Raw genomic sequence first — 18,524 nt, 5'->3', positions numbered from 1 at the left:
GCAATGAACCTTTTTGACTTCTTTCGTGCCAACAAAAAGCAAAGCACCGCGTCGGTAGCGAAAGAGCGTCTACAGATCATCGTGGCGCACGAACGCGGCCAACGCAGCACCCCGGACTACCTGCCGGCCTTGCAGAAGGAACTGGTCGAGGTGATCCGCAAGTACGTCAACATCGGGTCCGATGACGTGCATGTCGCACTGGAAAGCCAGGGCAGCTGCTCGATTCTGGAACTCAATATCACCCTGCCAGATCGCTGAGTCGATCCGTCAGGAGCCACGGCGGCTCGATGACTTGGGCACCCTTTCTGTAGGAGCTGGCTTGCCAGCGAATGCATCAACGCGTTGTGACAATTACAACGCGTTGCCTGTATCGCCGGCAAGCCAGCTCCTACAAAAAAAGGGCGTCCAAGCCATCGAGCCGCCGTTGGCGTTTGTTACGAGGCTGTTTTAATGCCGTTGTCCAATATCCACATCATCCATCAGGATGCCGCCGTACTGGTGGTGAACAAGCCGACCCTGTTGCTCTCCGTCCCTGGCCGGGCCGACGACAACAAGGACTGCCTGATCACCCGCCTGCAGGAAAACGGCTACCCGGAAGCGCGAATCGTCCACCGCCTGGACTGGGAAACGTCCGGTATCATCCTGCTGGCCCGCGACCCGGATACCCATCGCGAACTGTCTCGGCAATTTCACGACCGCGAAACCGAAAAGGCCTACACAGCCCTGTGCTGGGGCCAGCCGGAACTGGACAGTGGCAGCATCGACCTGCCCTTGCGCTACGATCCGCCGACCAAGCCTCGGCATGTGGTCGACCATGAATTCGGCAAACACGCGCTGACTTTCTGGAAAGTGCTGGAGCGTTGCGGTGACTGGTGCCGTGTCGAGCTGACACCGATCACCGGCCGCTCCCATCAGTTGCGCGTGCACATGCTCTCGATCGGTCATCCGCTGCTGGGTGACGGGCTCTACGCCCATGAACAGGCTTTGGCGGCTTGGCCTCGCCTGTGCCTGCACGCGAGCATGCTCAGCTTCACTCACCCGCAAAGTGGCGAGCGCTTGCGTTTCGAATGCCCCGCGCCGTTCTGAGCGTAAACACGCAAAACCTGTGGGAGCTGGCTTGCCAGCGATGAGGCCCGCACATCCAGCATTGATGCTGTCTGACGCGCCGCAATCGCGGGCAAGCCCGCCCCCACAGGGATCTCCTACAGATTCAATATCGCAGCCTGCCCCCAACATCAGTCCACAGCCAATTCCACAGCCAATACGTTAAACTGGCGCCATTGCTGTCTGGAGCTAACACATGCGCGAAGAGTTGAACCAAGGCCTGATCGACTTCCTCAAGGCCTCCCCTACCCCGTTCCATGCCACCGCCAGCCTCGTTCAACGCCTGGAAGCGGCGGGCTACCAGCGTCTCGACGAGCGCGAGCCGTGGAATACCGAAGCCAACGGTCGCTATTACGTCACCCGCAACGACTCCTCGATTGTCGCGATCAAGATGGGCCGTCACTCTGCGTTGCACGGCGGTATTCGCCTGGTCGGCGCTCACACTGACAGCCCGTGCCTGCGGGTCAAGCCGCAACCTGAGCTGCAACGCCAGGGTTTCTGGCAACTGGGTGTCGAAGTCTATGGCGGCGCGCTGCTGGCGCCGTGGTTCGACCGTGACCTGTCCCTGGCGGGCCGCGTGACCTTCCGTCGTGATGGCAAGGTCGAGAGCCAATTGATCGACTTCAAGACCCCGATCGCGATCATCCCGAACCTGGCCATTCACCTCAACCGCGAAGCCAACATGGGGTGGGCGATCAATGCCCAGACCGAGCTGCCACCGATCCTCGCACAATTTGCCGGTGACGAGCGCGTCGACTTCCGCGCGGTGCTCACCGATCAACTCGCCCGCGAACACGGTTTGAATGCCGACGTAGTGCTCGACTATGAGTTGAGTTTCTACGACACCCAAAGCGCGGCGGTCATTGGCCTGCACGGCGACTTCATCGCCGGCGCACGCCTGGACAACCTGCTGTCGTGCTACGCCGGCCTGCAAGCGCTGTTGACGTCCGACACCGACGAAACCTGCGTCCTGGTTTGCAACGACCACGAAGAAGTTGGCTCCTGTTCGGCCTGCGGTGCCGACGGCCCGATGCTGGAGCAAACCCTGCGTCGCTTGTTGCCTGAAGGTGATGAGTTCGTACGCACCATTCAGAAATCCCTGCTGGTCTCAGCGGACAACGCCCACGGCGTGCACCCCAACTACGCCGACAAGCACGACGCCAACCATGGCCCGAAACTCAACGCCGGTCCGGTGATCAAGGTCAACAGCAACCAGCGCTACGCCACCAACAGCGAAACCGCCGGGTTCTTCCGTCACCTGTGCATGGCCGAAGAAGTGCCAGTGCAAAGCTTCGTCGTGCGCAGCGACATGGGTTGTGGTTCGACCATCGGCCCGATCACCGCCAGCCACCTGGGCGTGCGCACCGTAGACATCGGCCTGCCGACGTTCGCCATGCACTCGATCCGCGAACTGTGCGGCAGTCATGACCTGGCTCATCTGGTCAAGGTACTGAACGCGTTCTACGCCTGCCGCGAGTTGCCGTAAGCTGGCGCAACAAAAACCTTGTGGCAAGAAAGCTTGCTCCCGTTCGACTGCGCAGCAGTCGCCAATCCCGTGCGTGCGGTCCTCTCGAATGATCGCCTTGGTTGGTTTTGGGGCTGCTGTGCAGCCCAGTGGGGGCAAGCTCCTTCGCCACAAAAAATTGCGCTACAAGTGACTCATTTCTGATACACATCACCTCGTCCCCTGCCAAAGCCACCTAAACTTTAAATACCCTTTCGACAAGGCTGTCTCCATGATCTCGATGTCCACGTTTCACGCCATGCTCATCCCGATTCTTGCCGGGATGCTCCTGCTGGCCGTCGGCTTCAACTTTCGTGATAAAAATGCCGGCGTGTTCGCCATGTGGATTGGCATGCTGACCATCCTCGCGACCGTGGTGATCAAGATCCTCGCCAAACTCAACGAATAATTCATCGCCCTGGCTCGCATTGATTTTGACGGGCTCGTACACTCGGTCGATCCGCTCCCTGCGAGGTTGACCGCCTAGTGTTCGCTCGTCTATTTGCCCTCCCGTGTTTTCTCCTTGTTTGCCTGATGACGCTGCTACCTGTGGCGTCTGCCCAGGCCGTCGGCCTGCCGAGCCTGCTCAACAGCCAGGCCAAGGCCCAGCCCGAAGCACAAGAACCGCTGGCGCAATCGCTCGACGAAGTGATCAAGTCACTGGAAAACGACCAGCAACGCGCCAAGCTACTGGCCGATCTGAAGAAGCTCCGTGACACCACCAAAAAGGCTCAGCCCGCGGCCGAAGAAGGCGTACTCGGTCTGATTGGCGGCACCCTGGCCAATATCGAGAAGAAATTTTCCGGCGACGACAGCCCGCTCACGCGCTGGTCCAGTGAATTCGACCAGGCCCAGGAAGAACTGGTGGCGCTGGCATTGCCGGCCAACGAATGGATTCCCATGCTGTTCGCATTTGCCATGATCCTGCTGGTCTGGAGCCTGCTGGCGGCCGCCCTGATCTGGATCAGCCACCGCGTGCGGATGCGTTTCAGCCTGACCGAAGAACTGCCACAGCATCCCAAGGCGCTCGACATGCTGCGCTTTGCCTTGCGCAAACTCGGGCCGTGGCTGATCGCCCTGGTGATCACCGTCTACATGAGCTACGCCCTGCCGTCGTCCTTGGGCAAAAGCCTGGCGATGGTGCTGGCCTATGCGCTGGTGGTCGGTACGTGCTTTTCTGCCATCTGCGTGATTGCTTTTTCCCTGCTCGACGGCCCGCACCGCCACCGCGCCTTGTACATCCTGCGGCACCAGGCGTTTCGGCCACTGTGGTTGATCGGCAGCTTCGCCGCGTTTGGTGAAGCCCTGAGCGATCCGCAACTGGTCGATAGCCTCGGCAGCCATCTTGCCCATACCGCCGCGACCGTTGCCAATGTTCTCGCAGCGCTCTCCACCGGCCGGTTCATCCTGCGTTTTCGCCGACCAATCGCCCACCTGATCCGCAACCAACCGCTGTCCCGACGTCTGACCCGTCGTGCGCTTAACGACACCCTCTCGATTCTCGGCACCTTCTGGTACGCACCGGCGCTGGTGCTGGTGGGCATTTCCCTGTTCGCAACGTTCATTTCCGCTGGCGATACCAGCACCGCCCTGCGCCAGTCGCTGATCTGCACAGTTCTGCTGGTGCTGTGTATGGTCATCAACGGCCTGCTCCGCCGCCACGCGCTCAAACCCCAGCGTGGTATCCGACGCTACGCGGTGTATTCGGAACGGCTGAAAAACTTCCTCTACACGATCGTGCACCTGCTGGTGTGGCTGGCTTTTATCGAGCTTGGCCTGCGGGTCTGGGGCATGTCGTTGATTCGTTTTACCGAAGGCGACGGCCATGACGTCAGCGTCAAACTGTTCAGCCTCGTCGGCACGCTGCTGTTTGCCTGGCTGGTCTGGATTCTCAGCGATACCGCCGTGCACCACGCCCTGACCCGCTCGCGCAAAGGCCTGGCCAATGCCCGTGCACAGACGATGATGCCGCTGATCCGCAACGTGCTGTTCGTGGCGATTTTCATCGTCGCGCTGATCGTTGCCCTGGCCAACATGGGCATGAACGTCACGCCACTGCTGGCCGGTGCCGGTGTGATCGGCCTGGCCATCGGTTTTGGCGCGCAATCGCTGGTCGCCGACCTGATTACCGGCCTGTTCATCATCATCGAAGACTCCCTGGCCATCGACGACTACGTGGATGTAGGCGGACACCTCGGCACGGTCGAAGGCCTGACCATCCGCACCGTACGTCTGCGGGACATCGACGGCATCGTCCACACCATCCCGTTCAGCGAAATCAAAAGCATCAAGAACTACTCGCGGGAATTCGGCTACGCGATCTTCCGGGTCGCGGTGCCCGCCAGCATGGACATCGACAACGCTATCAAACTGATGCGCGAGGTCGGCCAAAAAATGCGCACCGACCCTCTGCAGCGGCGCAATATCTGGTCGCCGCTGGAGTTTCAAGGCGTGGAAAGTTTTGAGTCGGGCAATGCGATCCTGCGCGCCCGGTTCAAGACCGCACCGATTAAACAGTGGGAGGTTTCGCGGGCGTTCAACCTGTCACTCAAGCGACACATGGATGAAGCCGGACTGGATCTGGCGACACCCAGAATGAGCATCCAGGTAATCACCGCCGGCGGTGGCCCTCAAGACGAATAACCCCTGTAGGAGCTGGCTTGCCAGCGAAGGCGGCCGAACAACCAGCGAAGTGTTGAATCTCAGGGCCTCTTCGACATCAGACAACGTCTACCCCGACATGAATCGCATCATGCCGCCAGAACTCCAGGTCACAGTCGATCAACCGTTCGTTGTGGTCATAGTTAACCCGGGCAATCTGCAGTCCCGGGCTGCCCACTGACACTTTCAACGCCGCGGCCGCCTCGACCGATAACGCCGTCGGCACAATCTCGAAGCGCACCCGCCCGTAGTGCAAATCGTAATGCCGTGCATAAAGCTCGGTGATCGACTGATTCAAATCGAAGTCGAGAATCCCTGGAAAGTATTGCGGGTTGAGATAGTGCTCCACATACAGCACCAGTCGCCCGTCGATCCGCCGTGAGCGGCAGATCTGGATCACGCTGGACAACGCCGGCAATTGCAACCACGCACACACCGCCGCCGAGGCCGGCTGCAATCGCGCCGAAATCACCTCAGTGGATGGCACCCGTCCCTGGGCGCTGACCATCGCGTGAAAGTGGCTGCGCTGCATGAGGTTGTACGCCAGTCGCGGCGGCGAGACGAACCAGCCGCGACGCTCCTCGCGATAAATCTGCCCCTGTGACTCCAATTGCAACAGCGCCTCGCGCAAGGTGATCCGCGTGGTGCCGAACAATTCACTGAGCTTGCGCTCCGACGGCAACTTGCTACCGGGTGCTAACAGACCGTGGTCAATCTGCTCCTGGAGCACCTGGCCAATGGCTGTCACCGCTTTGGTTGCCTCTTCGCGCATCAACTTTTCCTGTCTGGACTAGACCAGCACCCTTTAAGTGCAAAACCGCAGCTCATACGGGTTCATTCAATAGCCTGCAAGCGTAGGCAGCGCAGATGACCAACATGTGACAAAGCTGCCGAACGGTCACCACGCCGTGCTTGTAAAAACCTGCAATTCACCGGCCAAACTCCTTGCCTGCCGGGGTCTTGACCATGGTCTACGCTTAGCAGGCCAGTCGCGATACCGCTGAACAAAAAGCCATCTCGGGCGACGAACGACATCAAAGTGTCATCCAGCCTCCTTAAATTGGCTCAGGTATTGCTGACCTAGACCAACACACACCGCAATCGCAGCGTTGAACACGACCCAAGGAGCTTCGGCATGAAAAAGCTTTTCCTGGCATCACTGTTAGGCTCGACCATCGCACTGTGCACCGCCGCCATGGCGGCCGACACCGATTTGAAAACACTGGAAGCCGCCGCCAAAGCGGAAGGCGCCATCAACAGCGTCGGCATGCCTGATGACTGGGCCAACTGGTCAGGCACTTGGAAAGACCTGACTGATAAGTACGGCCTCCAGCACATCGACACCGACATGAGTTCGGCCCAGGAAATCGCCAAGTTCGCCGCCGAAAAAGACAACGCCACCGCCGACATCGGCGACGTGGGCGCGGCCTTCGGCCCGATTGCAGTCAAGCAAGGCGTGGTCCAGCCGTACAAGCCATCCACCTGGGATCAGGTCCCGTCCTGGGCCAAGGACACAGACGGCAACTGGGCACTGGCCTACACCGGCACCATCGCGTTCATCGTCAACAAGAAGTTGCTGCACGATTCCGAAATACCTACCAAGTGGGCCGACTTGAAAACCGGTAAATACAAGGTGTCCATCGGTGATGTGAGCACCGCAGCCCAGGCGGCGAATGGCGTACTGTCTGCTGCCATGGCCAATGGCGGTAACGAGAAAAACATTGAGCCGGCCCTGGAGCTGTTTGCTGACCTCGCCAAGCAGGGTCGCTTGTCGATGAGCAACACGACGATTGCCACTATGGAAAAAGGTGAAATTGAAATAGGCGTGGTCTGGGACTTCAACGGCTTGAGCTACAAGGCCAAGATGGCCAACCCGGATGACTACGTGGTGCTGATCCCGTCAGACGGTGCAGTCATTTCCGGCTACACCACCATCATCAACAAGTATGCAAAAAACCCGAATGCCGCCAAGCTCACTCGCGAATACATCTTTAGCGATGAGGGGCAGATCAACCTGGCCAAAGGCAACGCGCGCCCGATCCGTGCCGAGCACATCACCTTGCCAGAAGACGTGAAGGCCAAGTTGCTGCCTAACGAGCAGTACAAAAACGTAACGCCGATCAAAGACGCCGACGCATGGGAAAAGACCTCCAAGGCTCTTCCTCAGAAGTGGAACGAAGAAGTCATCGTCAATATGCAGCAATGATGCAGCCCAACCTCTATTGATGGGCAATTGAAAATCCAGGTGGGCGCGAGCTTGCTCGCGATAGCGGAGTGTCATTCAGCCTCTGTGTTGAAAAGTAAGCTGCCATCGCGAGCAGGCTCACGCCTACAAGGGATTGAGTTGATTTGGAGTTACACGGAGTTTTGCCCCTATGAAGCACAACGTCATCCTTGTCGTGCTCGACGGCCTCAACGACGAGGTCGCCCGTCACGCCATGGGGCACCTGCAGGCTTATGTCGGCGCCGGACGCGCAGCGCTCTACACGCTGGAATGCGAACTGCCCGCCCTGTCCCGACCGCTTTACGAATGTATCCTGACCGGCGTGCCGCCAATCGACAGTGGCATCGTCCACAACAACGTTTCGCGCCTGTCCAACCAGCGCAGCATCTATCACTACGCCACCGAGGCTAGCCTGACGACCGCAGCGGCGGCTTATCACTGGGTCAGCGAGCTGTACAACCGCTCGCCCTTCGTCGCGGCCCGGGACCGCCACACCAATGACCCGCAACTGCCGATCCAGCATGGGCATTTCTACTGGAACGATCACTACCCGGATTCGCACCTGTTCGCCGACGCCGAAAGCCTGCGCTTGCGCCACGCGCCGAACTTCCTGCTGATCCACCCGATGAACATCGACGACGCCGGGCACAAGCACGGCCTCGACACTCCGCAGTACCGCAACAGCGCCCGCTCGGCCGACATTATCCTCGCCGATTACTTGCAAGGCTGGCTCGATGCCGGCTACCAGGTGCTGGTGACCGCCGACCACGGCATGAACAACGACCGTTCTCACAACGGCTTGCTGCCGGAAGAACGCGAAGTGCCACTGTTTGTCCTCGGTGATGCGTTCAGCTTCAACGCCAACGCAACTCCGAAACAGACTGAAATCTGCGGCACCGTCTGCGAACTGCTCGGCGTACCTCACGACAAACCGGTTTGCCGGGAGCTGTTGAAGTGAATGCCATGACCCGCAGTAAATGGCTGGCAGCCTTGTGCCTGTTACCATTCGCGTTGTTCTTTATCGTCTTCGAAATCGCCCCGCTGACCTGGGTGATGATCAACAGCCTGCAGTCGGAAGAATTCGGCTGGGGCCTGGCCAACTTCAGCAAGATTTTCAGCTCGAAGTTCTACCTGCAAGCGATCCAACTCAGCCTTGAGATCAGTTTCTGGTCCAGCGTTTTCGGCATCGTCATCGCCGTGCTCGGTGCGTATTCCCTGCGCCGGGTCGACTCGAAACTGCGCAACTTCGTCAACGCGTTCGCCAACATGACCAGCAACTTTGCCGGTGTGCCCCTGGCCTTCGCGTTCATCATCCTGCTCGGCTTCAACGGCAGTTTTACCTTGATGCTCAAGCAGGCCGGGATCATTCAGGATTTCAACCTGTACTCGAAAACCGGGTTGATCATTCTCTACACCTATTTCCAGATTCCCCTCGGCGTGTTGCTGCTCTACCCGGCGTTCGATGCCCTGCGTGAAGACTGGCGCGAGTCGGCCGAGTTGCTCGGTGCAAATGGCTGGCAATTCTGGCGGCATATCGGTTTGCCGGTGCTAACGCCTGCGCTCTTGGGCACTTTCGTGATCCTGCTGGCCAACGCCCTCGGCGCCTACGCCACGGTCTACGCGTTGACCACCGGTAACTTCAACGTATTGCCGATCCGGATTGCCGGACTGGTCTCGGGTGACATTTCCCTGGACCCGAACCTGGCCAGTGCCCTGGCCGTGGTGCTGGTGGCCTTGATGACCCTGGTGACCATCGTGCACCAGTTGCTGTTGAAGAGGAGCTACCATGTCTCGCGCTGAACTGGGGCCTGCCGGTGTCTATCACCGCGCGGTGGTGTACCTGCTGTTTGCCATCCTGTTGTTGCCGCTGCTCGGCACGCTGATCTACTCGATCGCCAGCAGTTGGTCGGCGACCATCCTGCCCAGCGGCTTCACCCTCAAATGGTACATCCAGCTGTGGAGCGATCCACGCTTCCTGCATGCATTCGGGCAATCGTTGCTGGTCTGCGTCGGCTCACTGGTGCTGTCGGTGGTGCTGATTTTGCCGCTGCTGTTCGTGGTGCATTACCACTTTCCTAAACTCGATGCGCTGATGAACATCCTGATCCTGCTGCCCTTCGCCGTGCCGCCGGTGGTGTCGTCGGTGGGGCTGTTGCAACTCTACGGCTCGGGGCCGTTGGCGATGGTTGGCACGCCGTGGATCCTGATCGGTTGCTACTTCACCGTGGCGCTGCCGTTCATGTACCGTGCGATCACCAACAACCTGCAAGCGATCAACCTGCGCGACCTGATGGACGCCGCCCAGTTGCTCGGCGCCAGCACCTTTCAAGCCGCACTCCTGGTAGTGCTGCCGAACCTGCGCAAGGGCCTGATGGTGGCGCTGCTGCTGTCGTTCTCGTTCCTGTTCGGTGAGTTCGTGTTCGCCAACATCCTCGTCGGTACCCGCTACGAGACCCTGCAGGTCTACCTCAACAACATGCGCAACAGCAGCGGTCATTTCACCAGTGCGCTGGTGATTTCCTACTTCTTCTTTGTGCTGGTCCTGACTTGGGCTGCCAATATCTTGAACAAGGACAAAAGCCAATGAGCTTCGTCAGCGTCCAGCATCTGCAAAAGAATTACGCGGGCACCACCGTGTTCAGCGACATCAACTGCGAGATCCAGAAGGGCGAATTCGTCACCTTGCTCGGCCCCTCCGGTTGCGGCAAATCCACCCTGCTGCGCTGCATCGCCGGCCTGACCTCGGTAGATGGCGGCAAGATCCTGCTCGATGGTGTGGATATTGTGCCGTTGAGTCCGCAGAAACGCAGGATCGGCATGGTGTTCCAGAGCTACGCCCTGTTCCCCAACATGAACGTCGAGCAAAATGTCGCCTTTGGCTTGCGCATGCAAAAGGTCAATGCCGATGACAGCCAAAAGCGTGTTGCCGAAGTGCTGAAACTGGTGGAGCTGCAAGACTTCGCCTCGCGCTATCCGCATCAGTTGTCCGGTGGCCAATGCCAACGCGTTGCCCTCGCCCGTTCGTTGGTGACTCGACCGCGCCTGTTGCTGCTCGACGAACCGCTGTCGGCCCTCGATGCGCGGATTCGCAAGCACCTGCGCGAACAGATCCGTCAGATCCAGCGCGAACTGGGCCTGACGACGATTTTCGTCACACACGATCAGGAAGAAGCCCTGACCATGTCTGACCGGATTTTCCTGATGAATCAGGGAAAAATCGTACAAAGCGGTGATGCCGAAACTCTCTACACCGCGCCGGTGGATGTGTTCGCCGCCGGGTTCATCGGCAACTACAACCTGCTGGACGCCGACAGCGCTACGAAGCTGTTGCAACGCCCGATCAGCAAGCGTATCGCCATTCGCCCGGAAGCCATCGAGCTGAGCCTTAATGGCGAACTGGACGCGCAAGTGCGCAGCCACAGCCTGCTGGGCAACGTGATTCGCTACCGGGTCGAAGCCCGGGGCGTGGAATTGGTGGTGGATGTGCTGAACCGCTCGGCGGCCGATCTGCATCCCGATGGTCAACGCCTGGCGCTTTCCATCGATCCGACGGCCCTGTGTGAGGTAGCCTGATGCCTTTGCTTATGCACAAGAGAGAACTGCACTGATGGCTCTGGCAATTTTTGATCTGGACGAAACCCTGATCCACGGCGACTGCGCCTCACTGTGGAGCGAGCAAATGGTCCGCCTCGGCTGGGTCGACGGCGAATCCTTCCTGCGTCGCGACAGGGAATTGATGGATGCTTATGGCAGAGGTCACCTGGCGATGGAGGACTACATGGCCTTCAGCCTCGAGCCGTTGATCGGCCGCACGTCCCAAGAAGTCGACCATCTGGTCGGCCCCTGGGTGGAGGACTACATCGAACCGATCATATTCAGTGAAGCGACCAAGACCATTGCGGCGCACCGCAAGGCCGGCGACCGAATCCTGGTGATTTCAGCGTCGGGCGTCCACCTGGTCGGCCCGATCGCCGAACGCCTGGGGATCGACGAGTTCCTGGGCATCGAACTGGAAGTGGCCCATGGCGCCTATACCGGCCACACCGTCGGCACCCTGACCTACCGCGAAGGCAAGATCGCACGCCTGCTGGAATGGCTGGACGAACAGGAAGAAAACCTCGAAGGCGCGAGCTTCTATTCGGACTCACGCAATGACCTGCCACTGTTGCTGAAGGTGGACTTCCCGCATGTGGTCAACCCGGATCCGGTACTGCGCGAGCACGCCGAAAAAGCCGGCTGGCCGATCCACACCTGGAAATAACCGGCTTTTGTAGGAGCTGGCTTGCCAGCGAACGGGACGATACGGTGCTCATGTCATACCGCGTTATCGTTCTTCGCTGGCAAGCCAGCCCCTGCAGGGATCAAGCCAGGCTTTGGTCAATCACCAACACCACCTTCCCCGCCACGGTATTGCTCGCCAGCTCAGCAAACGCTGCCTCGGCATCCTTTATCAAGAATGTTTTGGCCAACTGCGGGCTCAACCGACCTTCGGCAAACAACGGCCACACATGCTGGCTCAGGTCGCTGAACAGATCGGCCTTGAACTGATCGTCACGGCTGCGCAACGTCGAGCCCAATAACTGCACACGCTTGGCCAGCACTTGGGCCAGGTCCAGCTTGGCTTCGCGGCCGCCCATCAAACCGATCAGCACCCAACGGCCATCCTGCGCCAGCAGCTTGAGGTTTAACGCCGCGTAATTGCCGCCCACCGGATCGAGGATCACGTCGAACGGACCCAGATCGCGCAGGCTCTCCAGATCGTCACTGCGCACCACGCCACCCTGGGCGCCCAACGCTTCGCAGTACGCCAGTCGCTCGGTGGAGCCGACACTGACCCAGCACGGATTGCCGAACGCCTTGCACAACTGAATGGCCGCTGAACCAATTCCACTTGCCCCGGCGTGCAGAAGAACTTTCTGACCCGGTTTGAGCGCAGCCAGTTGAAACAAATTCAGCCAGACTGTTGCATAAACTTCGGGTAATGCCGCCGCTTCGACCAGCGACACGCCGTCGGGAACCGGCAGCACATGCCGCCCGTCGACAACCACCTCTTCGGCCATCCCGCCCCCAGCCAGCAAGGCGCAAACCCGATCGCCCACCTGCCAGGAGGACCCTGCACCCACCTCGCTGATCACCCCCGAGCACTCTAGACCGAGCACTTGGCTGGCCCCTGGTGGAGGCGGATACAATCCTGCTTTTTGCAATAAATCAGCCCGATTTAGACCCGCTGCCGCCACCCGGATACGAACTTGTCCTACATCGCATGTAGGACTCGGCTCATCAACCCACACCACTTGACCGTCAACGCCTTGCAATGCTTTCACAGTGCCTCCATAGTGAGTCTGGACTGAGCCCGAAGCTATAGCGCCGGGCTTTTTGCATTATGCGACCGGCTCCCAAAGATCCGGCGACTTCAAAGACGGCCTAATATGCGTTATCAATTGTCCCCGCGTCGAATCAGCATGAAGCATCTGTTCCCCAGCACTGCCCTCGCCTTATTCATCGGGATCGGCTTGCTGCCCATGTCGAGCAATACATTCGCAGCCAACAGCTGGGACAAGCTTCAACCCGATCGTGACGAAGTGATCGCCAGCCTGAACGTCGTGGAGTTGCTCAAGCGCCACCACTACAGCAAGCCGCCACTCGATGACGCTCGCTCGGTGATCATCTACGACAGCTACCTCAAGTTGCTGGATCCGTCGCGCAGCTATTTCATGGCCAGCGACATTACCGAATTCGACAAGTGGAAGACGCAGTTCGACGACTTCCTCAAAAGCGGCGACCTCAACGCCGGGTTCACCATCTACAAGCGCTACCTGGACCGCGTCAAGGCGCGTCTGGACTTCGCCCTTGCCGAGCTGGACAAAGGCGTCGACAAGATGGACTTCACCACCAAGGAATCCTTGCTGATCGACCGCAAGGACGCCCCTTGGCTCAAATCCACCGCAGAACTCGACGACCTGTGGCGCAAACGCGTCAAGGATGAGGTTTTGCGGATGAAGATCGCCGGCAAGGATTCCAAGCAGATCCAGGAAACCCTGACCAAGCGCTACAAGAACCAGTTGGCACGCCTGGACCAGACTCGCGCGGAAGACATCTTCCAGGCGTACATCAATACCTTCGCCATGTCCTACGACCCGCACACCAACTATCTGTCGCCGGATAACGCGGAGAACTTCGACATCAACATGAGCCTGTCCCTCGAGGGCATCGGCGCCGTGTTGCAGAGCGATAACGACCAGGTCAAAGTCGTGCGCCTGGTGCCGGCAGGCCCGGCAGACAAGACCAAGCAGGTTGCTCCGGCCGACAAGATCATCGGCGTTGCCCAGGGCAACAAAGAGATGGTCGACGTGGTGGGCTGGCGCCTGGACGAAGTGGTCAAGCTGATCCGTGGCCCGAAAGGCACCGTGGTCCGCCTGGAAGTGATCCCGGCCAGCAATGCGCCAAACGACCAGACCACCAAGATCGTGCCGATCACCCGTGAAGCGGTGAAGCTTGAAGACCAGGCCGTGAAGAAGTCGGTGCTGAACCTGAAACAGGACGGCAAGGACTACAAGCTCGGCATCATTGAAATCCCGGCGTTCTACCTGGACTTCAAGGCCTTCCGTGCTGGCGATCCGGACTACAAGAGCACCACTCGCGACGTCAAGAAACTGCTGACCGAGTTGCAGAAAGAGAAAGTCGACGGCGTGGTCATCGACCTGCGCAACAACGGCGGCGGCTCCCTGCAAGAGGCCACCGAACTGACCAGCCTGTTCATCGACAAAGGCCCGACCGTACTCGTGCGTAACGCCGATGGCCGCGTCGATGTCCTTGAGGATGAAAACCCGGGCGCGTTCTACAAGGGCCCGATGGCGTTGCTGGTCAACCGCTTGTCCGCCTCGGCTTCGGAGATTTTTGCCGGCGCCATGCAGGACTACCACCGTGCATTGATCATCGGCGGCCAGACCTTCGGCAAAGGCACCGTGCAGACCATTCAGCCGCTTAACCATGGCGAACTGAAACTGACCCTGGCCAAGTTCTACCGGGTTTCCGGGCAGAGCACCCAGCATCAGGGCGTCCTGCCGGACATCGATTACCCGTCGATCATCGACACCAAGGAAATCGGTGAAAGCGCCCTGCCGGAAGCCATGCCGTGGGACACCATCAAGCCGGCGATCAAGCCTGCGGTTGACCCGTTCAAGCCGTACATTTCGCAGCTCAAGTCCGAGCATGACGTGCGCACGGCCAAGGATGCGGAGTTCGTGTTCATCCGCGACAAGCTGGCCCTGGCGCAGAAACTGATGGCCGAGAAAACCGTCAGCCTCAATGAAGCCGAGCGTCGTGCCCAGCACACCGATATCGAAGCCAAGCAGCTGGCCATGGAAAACATCCGTCGCAAGGCCAAGGGCGAAGAACCGCTCAAAGAGCTGAAGAAAGAAGACGAAGATGCCATCCCGGCCGAGCCGGACAATACCAAGCCGGAAGACGATGCCTACTTGAGCGAGACCGGGCGGATTCTGCTGGATTACCTGAAACTCAACTCGGCGGTGGCCAAGCACTGAGTGCTGACCCACAACTGATGGCAATTTAGTGCTGACGCCCCTTGGGCGTCATCAAACAGTCATCATTCTGTCGTGAAATATGGGACTGGCGTGCTCCTTGTAGAAAAAGGGACCACGCCAGTCCTTTTTTATCGCCAGAGATCGCCATGACCACAACCGAACAGCTGAGTGCATTGAGCTCGATCCTGACTCAAGGCGGTTTGCACAGCCTGTTCCAACCGATCATCAGCCTCTCTGAACGACGCATCCTCGGCTATGAAGCGCTGAGCCGCGGACCGTCCAATAGCCCACTGCACTCCCCTGTTGCCCTGTTCGCCGTCGCCCGTCAGGCCGGACGCCTGAGCGAGTTGGAAATCGCCTGCCGCGAAAGCGCCTGCCGACGTTTCAATGAACAACAACTGCCGGGCAAGCTGTTCCTTAACGTGTCTCCCGAATCCCTGCTCGAAGCCGCCCACCAACCGGGGCGTACCCTGCAGTTGCTGCAAGACTTCGGTATTCCGCCGAGCCAGGTGGTGATTGAACTGACCGAGCAGACCCCGACCGACGATTTCCAGTTGCTGCAAACCGCCCTGCATCACTATCGGGCGATGGGGTTTTCGATTGCCCTGGATGATCTGGGAGCAGGCTATTCGAGCTTGCGCCTGTGGTCGGAGCTGCGCCCGGATTACGTGAAGATCGACCGGCATTTCATTGATGGCATCCACCAGGATGCACTCAAGCGCGAGTTCGTTGGTTCGATCCTGCAAATCGCCAAGGCCTCGCGGGCGCACGTCATCGCCGAGGGCATCGAACTTCCCGAAGAACTGGCGGTTTTGACCGACATGGGTGTCGACCTGGTCCAGGGCTATTTGCTGTGTCGCCCTCAAGAGTATCCCCCACGAGATGCCCGGGCCTTGATGCCACGGCAGGACAGCACCGCCGTCGCACTGAGCGAGGATGGCAGCGACCTTAGCGCCCTGCTCAACGAGCAACCCGCCGTGGACCGCGACACCCCGACCGCCACGGTACTCGAAGCGTTTCGCCGCCAAGCCAACCTCAACTCACTGGCCGTGCTGGATGAACAAGGCCAGCCTTGCGGCATCGTCCATCGACATTCGCTTTCCGATGCGTTGCTCAAACCCTTTGCCACCGACCTGTTTGCCCGCAAGCCGATCAGCCGCTTGATGAACGATGACTTCCTCGCCGTCGAGTTGAGCCAGTCCTTGCAACAAGTCAGCCGCCTGATCACCAGCCGCGCCCGCCAACGCATCGAGGAAGACTTCATCATCACCCTCAACGGCGGGTACCTCGGATTGGGTCGAGTCATCGACGTGTTGAAACTGATTACCGAGCTGAAAATCCAGCAAGCCCGCTACGCCAACCCACTGACCCTGCTTCCTGGCAACGTACCGATCCAGCAATGCCTCACGCGCCTTCTGCAACAGCAGCGCGAATCGGTGATCTGCTACGTCGACATCGACAGCTTCAAACCCTTCAACGACATCTACGGCTACGGCCGCGGGGATGAAGTCCTACTGTGCCTGGCCCAATGCCTGAACGACCGCGTCGACCCCTCCCGCGATTTCGTCGGCCACATCGGCGGCGACGACTTCCTGCTGGTACTCGGCCCGGACGACTGGCGCAAACGCTTGAACCAGTTGCTCGACGACTTCCAGAGCCAATGCCGACGCTTCTACCGCAACGAACACCTGGAAGCCGGCTGCTTCATCGCCCCGAATCGCCAGGGGCAACGCCAGGAATTTCCCCTGTTATCGCTGTCGATTGGCGTGGTGCATTTGCATCCACAGGCCTGCGAACAGCTTGATGCGAGCCAGTTGGCGGAGTTGGCTTCACAGGCCAAGCACCATGCGAAGAATGTTCAAGGTTACAGCGTGCATGTGATTAATAGCCTGGCGTTACCCGGACACGAAGAGAAGTTGCTAGCCGGACAACGCTGATCTTTGCTTTTGTGGCGAGGGAGCTTGCTCACATATCGAGACAATTAGAGCAAAACTCGACCACACCGAAGCGTGCCCGCGCATAGCCGCCGCAATTGATCTTATGGACGCAAGGTAACGGCAGCAAACCACGCAGTGACGCAATATACTCTAACGGTTTCGAACGGTTCCTACGCCCCGTCACTGAATCATCAGTGACCACCAAAGCCTAACCATGGAGCTCACGTCGCACCAGTTCATGGAAATAGCTACGTTTTGAAGGAAACTTCCGAAAACCTGCCCGGAAACTTCGTAGTGATGCATCACTGTCAACCTCACCAAGTTGATTGATCTTCCAAGCCCGCCTTTTGCAGATCATCTTTCCATTCCTCACTAGCCAACCTGTATATATCCTCAAAAAAACCACGAGGATCCTCTATTTCGGTTTCATCCCAAGCTAAACATGTATTGGCATCGTAATCACTTTCGAACTGGGTGGCGAAATTTATCCCTGGCGTCGATAGTGCCGACCTCAAAATCTCAAACAACAGGAATCGATGCCTATAAGTCAAATGGTCAAATCTACGTAAAATAAAACCTCTAATAATCTGTTCTCTGTCATCTTTTTCGTTTGGATCATAAACCCACAAAGTGGCGCCTAAAGTTTCCTCACGGTCAAATATTGATATACCACCCAACCAATAAAAAATCGTAGGCTCGAATGGGACATTGAATCTTGGCCACATTAGCATTTAATGCCTCCTAGTCCGGGAAAGCAGTATAGGGACGCAAACTAACTTGATCAAATCTCACCTCGGAGTAGTTAAGGTCTTCTATATATTTTGGATTCTCCTTGTCCTTTCTATTGGGCTTATAGCCTCTACCGCCTTTTAACATCTCTTTTCTAACTACAGGATCTCCTTCTGGCGTATACCGTGTCGGTACTGGATTTTTTCTATTCATTCTAGACACAGCATCATTGATGGCATTCATCTGTAACAACCAGGTTTTGAATTGAGAGCTGGGTTGAATCGGGCCCTTCCGCCCCTTTTTTGTTGGATGACTTCCATCAATAGTTCTTTGTTTCAATGCTGTATCCGGTATTTCGGGATTGTGCTTCGCAACAGTGTGCATGCCGTATAGCTTCTCCCACTCTATAACCCGTCGCTTAGCATTCGCCTCCGCCAACTCATCAATCCTAGCCCGCCGCTGCTCCGCCGACATCTTCGGCAGCGCCGGCTCTCCTTCATCAACCCTAGTCCCACCCACCGGATTCGGTACCGAGCACCCCGGCCTGTTCGCCCCCGGACAATTCCCGCTCAACCCCAACGGATCCACCCACCCGGTCGGGTTGCGCGTGTACTGGTATGGGTTCAAGCCACCGGCCAATTTGACCGGATCCGGCGTCAGGTAACGCCCAAGATCCGGGTGGTAATACCGGTGGCGGTTGTAGTGCAGGCCGCTCTCGGCGTCGCAGTACTGGCCCTGAAAACGCAGCGGTTGTTCCAGTGGTTCGCCGCCGCCGTGGCTCACTTCGCGCAGTTTGCCGTAGGCGCTGTAGCGCGCTGACC

At 58.6% G+C, this 18,524-nt stretch carries 17 protein-coding genes; 13 read left to right on the top strand and 4 right to left on the bottom strand.

Annotation, left to right across the window (positions count from 1 at the left end):
- The first annotated feature begins 3 nt into the window (after positions 1-3).
- From minE to J1D76_RS24500, 5 genes are all read left to right on the top strand, one after another.
- Positions 4-258: a cell division topological specificity factor MinE gene (gene minE / locus J1D76_RS24520; protein WP_007974947.1), complete on the top strand. Its 255-nt coding sequence runs from the start codon at positions 4-6 to the stop codon at positions 256-258.
- A 192-nt stretch (positions 259-450) separates the two neighbouring features.
- On the top strand, positions 451-1,086 hold the full coding sequence (locus J1D76_RS24515) for an RluA family pseudouridine synthase (RefSeq protein WP_421140935.1): 636 nt from the start codon (positions 451-453) through the stop codon (positions 1,084-1,086).
- A 214-nt stretch (positions 1,087-1,300) separates the two neighbouring features.
- Complete coding sequence (locus J1D76_RS24510; protein WP_421140933.1) at positions 1,301-2,590, top strand: M18 family aminopeptidase; 1,290 nt, start codon at positions 1,301-1,303, stop codon at positions 2,588-2,590.
- A gap of 250 nt (positions 2,591-2,840) precedes the next feature.
- Positions 2,841-3,017: a hypothetical protein gene (locus J1D76_RS24505; protein ID WP_008048365.1), complete on the top strand. Its 177-nt coding sequence runs from the start codon at positions 2,841-2,843 to the stop codon at positions 3,015-3,017.
- Positions 3,018-3,142: 125 nt separating this feature from the next.
- On the top strand, positions 3,143-5,251 hold the full coding sequence (locus tag J1D76_RS24500; RefSeq protein ID WP_421140931.1) for a mechanosensitive ion channel family protein: 2,109 nt from the start codon (positions 3,143-3,145) through the stop codon (positions 5,249-5,251).
- A gap of 76 nt (positions 5,252-5,327) precedes the next feature.
- Here J1D76_RS24500 and J1D76_RS24495 read toward each other — a convergent pair whose 3' ends face one another.
- A complete protein-coding gene (locus J1D76_RS24495; protein WP_421140930.1) occupies positions 5,328-6,041 on the bottom strand; it encodes a UTRA domain-containing protein in 714 nt (237 codons plus the stop codon).
- 363 nt (positions 6,042-6,404) lie between these two features.
- On the opposite strand from J1D76_RS24495, the gene J1D76_RS24490 reads away from it, so the two are divergent.
- The 6 genes from J1D76_RS24490 (at position 6,405) to J1D76_RS24465 (ending at position 11,754) form a co-directional block, all read left to right on the top strand.
- Complete coding sequence (locus tag J1D76_RS24490) at positions 6,405-7,475, top strand: ABC transporter substrate-binding protein (protein WP_421140929.1); 1,071 nt, start codon at positions 6,405-6,407, stop codon at positions 7,473-7,475.
- 169 nt (positions 7,476-7,644) lie between these two features.
- The gene (locus J1D76_RS24485) at positions 7,645-8,451 is read left to right on the top strand and encodes an alkaline phosphatase family protein (RefSeq protein WP_421140928.1); all 807 of its coding nucleotides are present in this window, start codon (positions 7,645-7,647) and stop codon (positions 8,449-8,451) included.
- Between the two features lie 5 nt (positions 8,452-8,456).
- A complete protein-coding gene (locus tag J1D76_RS24480) occupies positions 8,457-9,293 on the top strand; it encodes an ABC transporter permease (protein ID WP_421140927.1) in 837 nt (278 codons plus the stop codon).
- Positions 9,280-10,080, top strand: coding sequence for an ABC transporter permease (locus J1D76_RS24475; RefSeq protein ID WP_421140926.1), 801 nt, complete (start codon positions 9,280-9,282; stop codon positions 10,078-10,080). Before J1D76_RS24480 ends, J1D76_RS24475 begins: the two co-directional genes overlap by 14 nt.
- A complete protein-coding gene (locus J1D76_RS24470; RefSeq protein ID WP_421140925.1) occupies positions 10,077-11,066 on the top strand; it encodes an ABC transporter ATP-binding protein in 990 nt (329 codons plus the stop codon). Before J1D76_RS24475 ends, J1D76_RS24470 begins: the two co-directional genes overlap by 4 nt.
- A gap of 34 nt (positions 11,067-11,100) precedes the next feature.
- Entirely contained in the window at positions 11,101-11,754 is a 654-nt protein-coding gene (locus tag J1D76_RS24465) for an HAD family hydrolase (RefSeq protein ID WP_421140924.1), read from the top strand.
- 100 nt (positions 11,755-11,854) lie between these two features.
- On the opposite strand, the gene J1D76_RS24460 is transcribed toward J1D76_RS24465, so the two are convergent.
- Complete coding sequence (locus J1D76_RS24460; protein WP_421140923.1) at positions 11,855-12,817, bottom strand: zinc-binding dehydrogenase; 963 nt, start codon at positions 12,815-12,817, stop codon at positions 11,855-11,857.
- Between the two features lie 138 nt (positions 12,818-12,955).
- Here J1D76_RS24460 and J1D76_RS24455 point away from each other — a divergent pair, with 138 nt between their 5' ends.
- Both J1D76_RS24455 and J1D76_RS24450 read left to right on the top strand, forming a co-directional pair.
- On the top strand, positions 12,956-15,037 hold the full coding sequence (locus J1D76_RS24455) for a carboxy terminal-processing peptidase (protein WP_421140974.1): 2,082 nt from the start codon (positions 12,956-12,958) through the stop codon (positions 15,035-15,037).
- 146 nt (positions 15,038-15,183) lie between these two features.
- On the top strand, positions 15,184-16,974 hold the full coding sequence (locus J1D76_RS24450; protein ID WP_421140922.1) for a bifunctional diguanylate cyclase/phosphodiesterase: 1,791 nt from the start codon (positions 15,184-15,186) through the stop codon (positions 16,972-16,974).
- A 314-nt stretch (positions 16,975-17,288) separates the two neighbouring features.
- Here J1D76_RS24450 and J1D76_RS24445 read toward each other — a convergent pair whose 3' ends face one another.
- Complete coding sequence (locus J1D76_RS24445) at positions 17,289-17,705, bottom strand: hypothetical protein (protein ID WP_421140921.1); 417 nt, start codon at positions 17,703-17,705, stop codon at positions 17,289-17,291.
- 10 nt (positions 17,706-17,715) lie between these two features.
- Positions 17,716-18,524: RHS repeat-associated core domain-containing protein (locus tag J1D76_RS24440; RefSeq protein WP_421140920.1), on the bottom strand; the 809-nt coding region annotated here is incomplete at its 5' end.

Source organism: Pseudomonas sp. NFX15 (assembly GCF_049132105.1).
Classification (GTDB): domain Bacteria; phylum Pseudomonadota; class Gammaproteobacteria; order Pseudomonadales; family Pseudomonadaceae; genus Aquipseudomonas.
The sequence above is the reverse complement of the archived record's forward strand: the minus strand, read 5'-3'. Positions and strand labels throughout refer to the sequence as shown.

Excerpts from the sequence above, each read along its gene's own strand:
- J1D76_RS24465 (WP_421140924.1), top strand. The coding sequence starts at position 11,101 with ATGGCTCTGGCAATTTTTGATCTGGACGAAACCCTGATCCACGGCGAC.
- J1D76_RS24445 (WP_421140921.1), bottom strand. The coding sequence starts at position 17,705 with ATGCTAATGTGGCCAAGATTCAATGTCCCATTCGAGCCTACGATTTTT.
- J1D76_RS24470 (WP_421140925.1), top strand. The coding sequence starts at position 10,077 with ATGAGCTTCGTCAGCGTCCAGCATCTGCAAAAGAATTACGCGGGCACC.
- J1D76_RS24490 (WP_421140929.1), top strand. The coding sequence starts at position 6,405 with ATGAAAAAGCTTTTCCTGGCATCACTGTTAGGCTCGACCATCGCACTG.
- minE (WP_007974947.1), top strand. The coding sequence starts at position 4 with ATGAACCTTTTTGACTTCTTTCGTGCCAACAAAAAGCAAAGCACCGCG.
- J1D76_RS24510 (WP_421140933.1), top strand. The coding sequence starts at position 1,301 with ATGCGCGAAGAGTTGAACCAAGGCCTGATCGACTTCCTCAAGGCCTCC.
- J1D76_RS24475 (WP_421140926.1), top strand. The coding sequence starts at position 9,280 with ATGTCTCGCGCTGAACTGGGGCCTGCCGGTGTCTATCACCGCGCGGTG.
- J1D76_RS24480 (WP_421140927.1), top strand. The coding sequence starts at position 8,457 with ATGACCCGCAGTAAATGGCTGGCAGCCTTGTGCCTGTTACCATTCGCG.
- J1D76_RS24505 (WP_008048365.1), top strand. The coding sequence starts at position 2,841 with ATGATCTCGATGTCCACGTTTCACGCCATGCTCATCCCGATTCTTGCC.
- J1D76_RS24485 (WP_421140928.1), top strand. The coding sequence starts at position 7,645 with ATGAAGCACAACGTCATCCTTGTCGTGCTCGACGGCCTCAACGACGAG.
- J1D76_RS24450 (WP_421140922.1), top strand. The coding sequence starts at position 15,184 with ATGACCACAACCGAACAGCTGAGTGCATTGAGCTCGATCCTGACTCAA.
- J1D76_RS24455 (WP_421140974.1), top strand. The coding sequence starts at position 12,956 with ATGAAGCATCTGTTCCCCAGCACTGCCCTCGCCTTATTCATCGGGATC.
- J1D76_RS24515 (WP_421140935.1), top strand. The coding sequence starts at position 451 with ATGCCGTTGTCCAATATCCACATCATCCATCAGGATGCCGCCGTACTG.
- J1D76_RS24495 (WP_421140930.1), bottom strand. The coding sequence starts at position 6,041 with ATGCGCGAAGAGGCAACCAAAGCGGTGACAGCCATTGGCCAGGTGCTC.
- J1D76_RS24500 (WP_421140931.1), top strand. The coding sequence starts at position 3,143 with ATGACGCTGCTACCTGTGGCGTCTGCCCAGGCCGTCGGCCTGCCGAGC.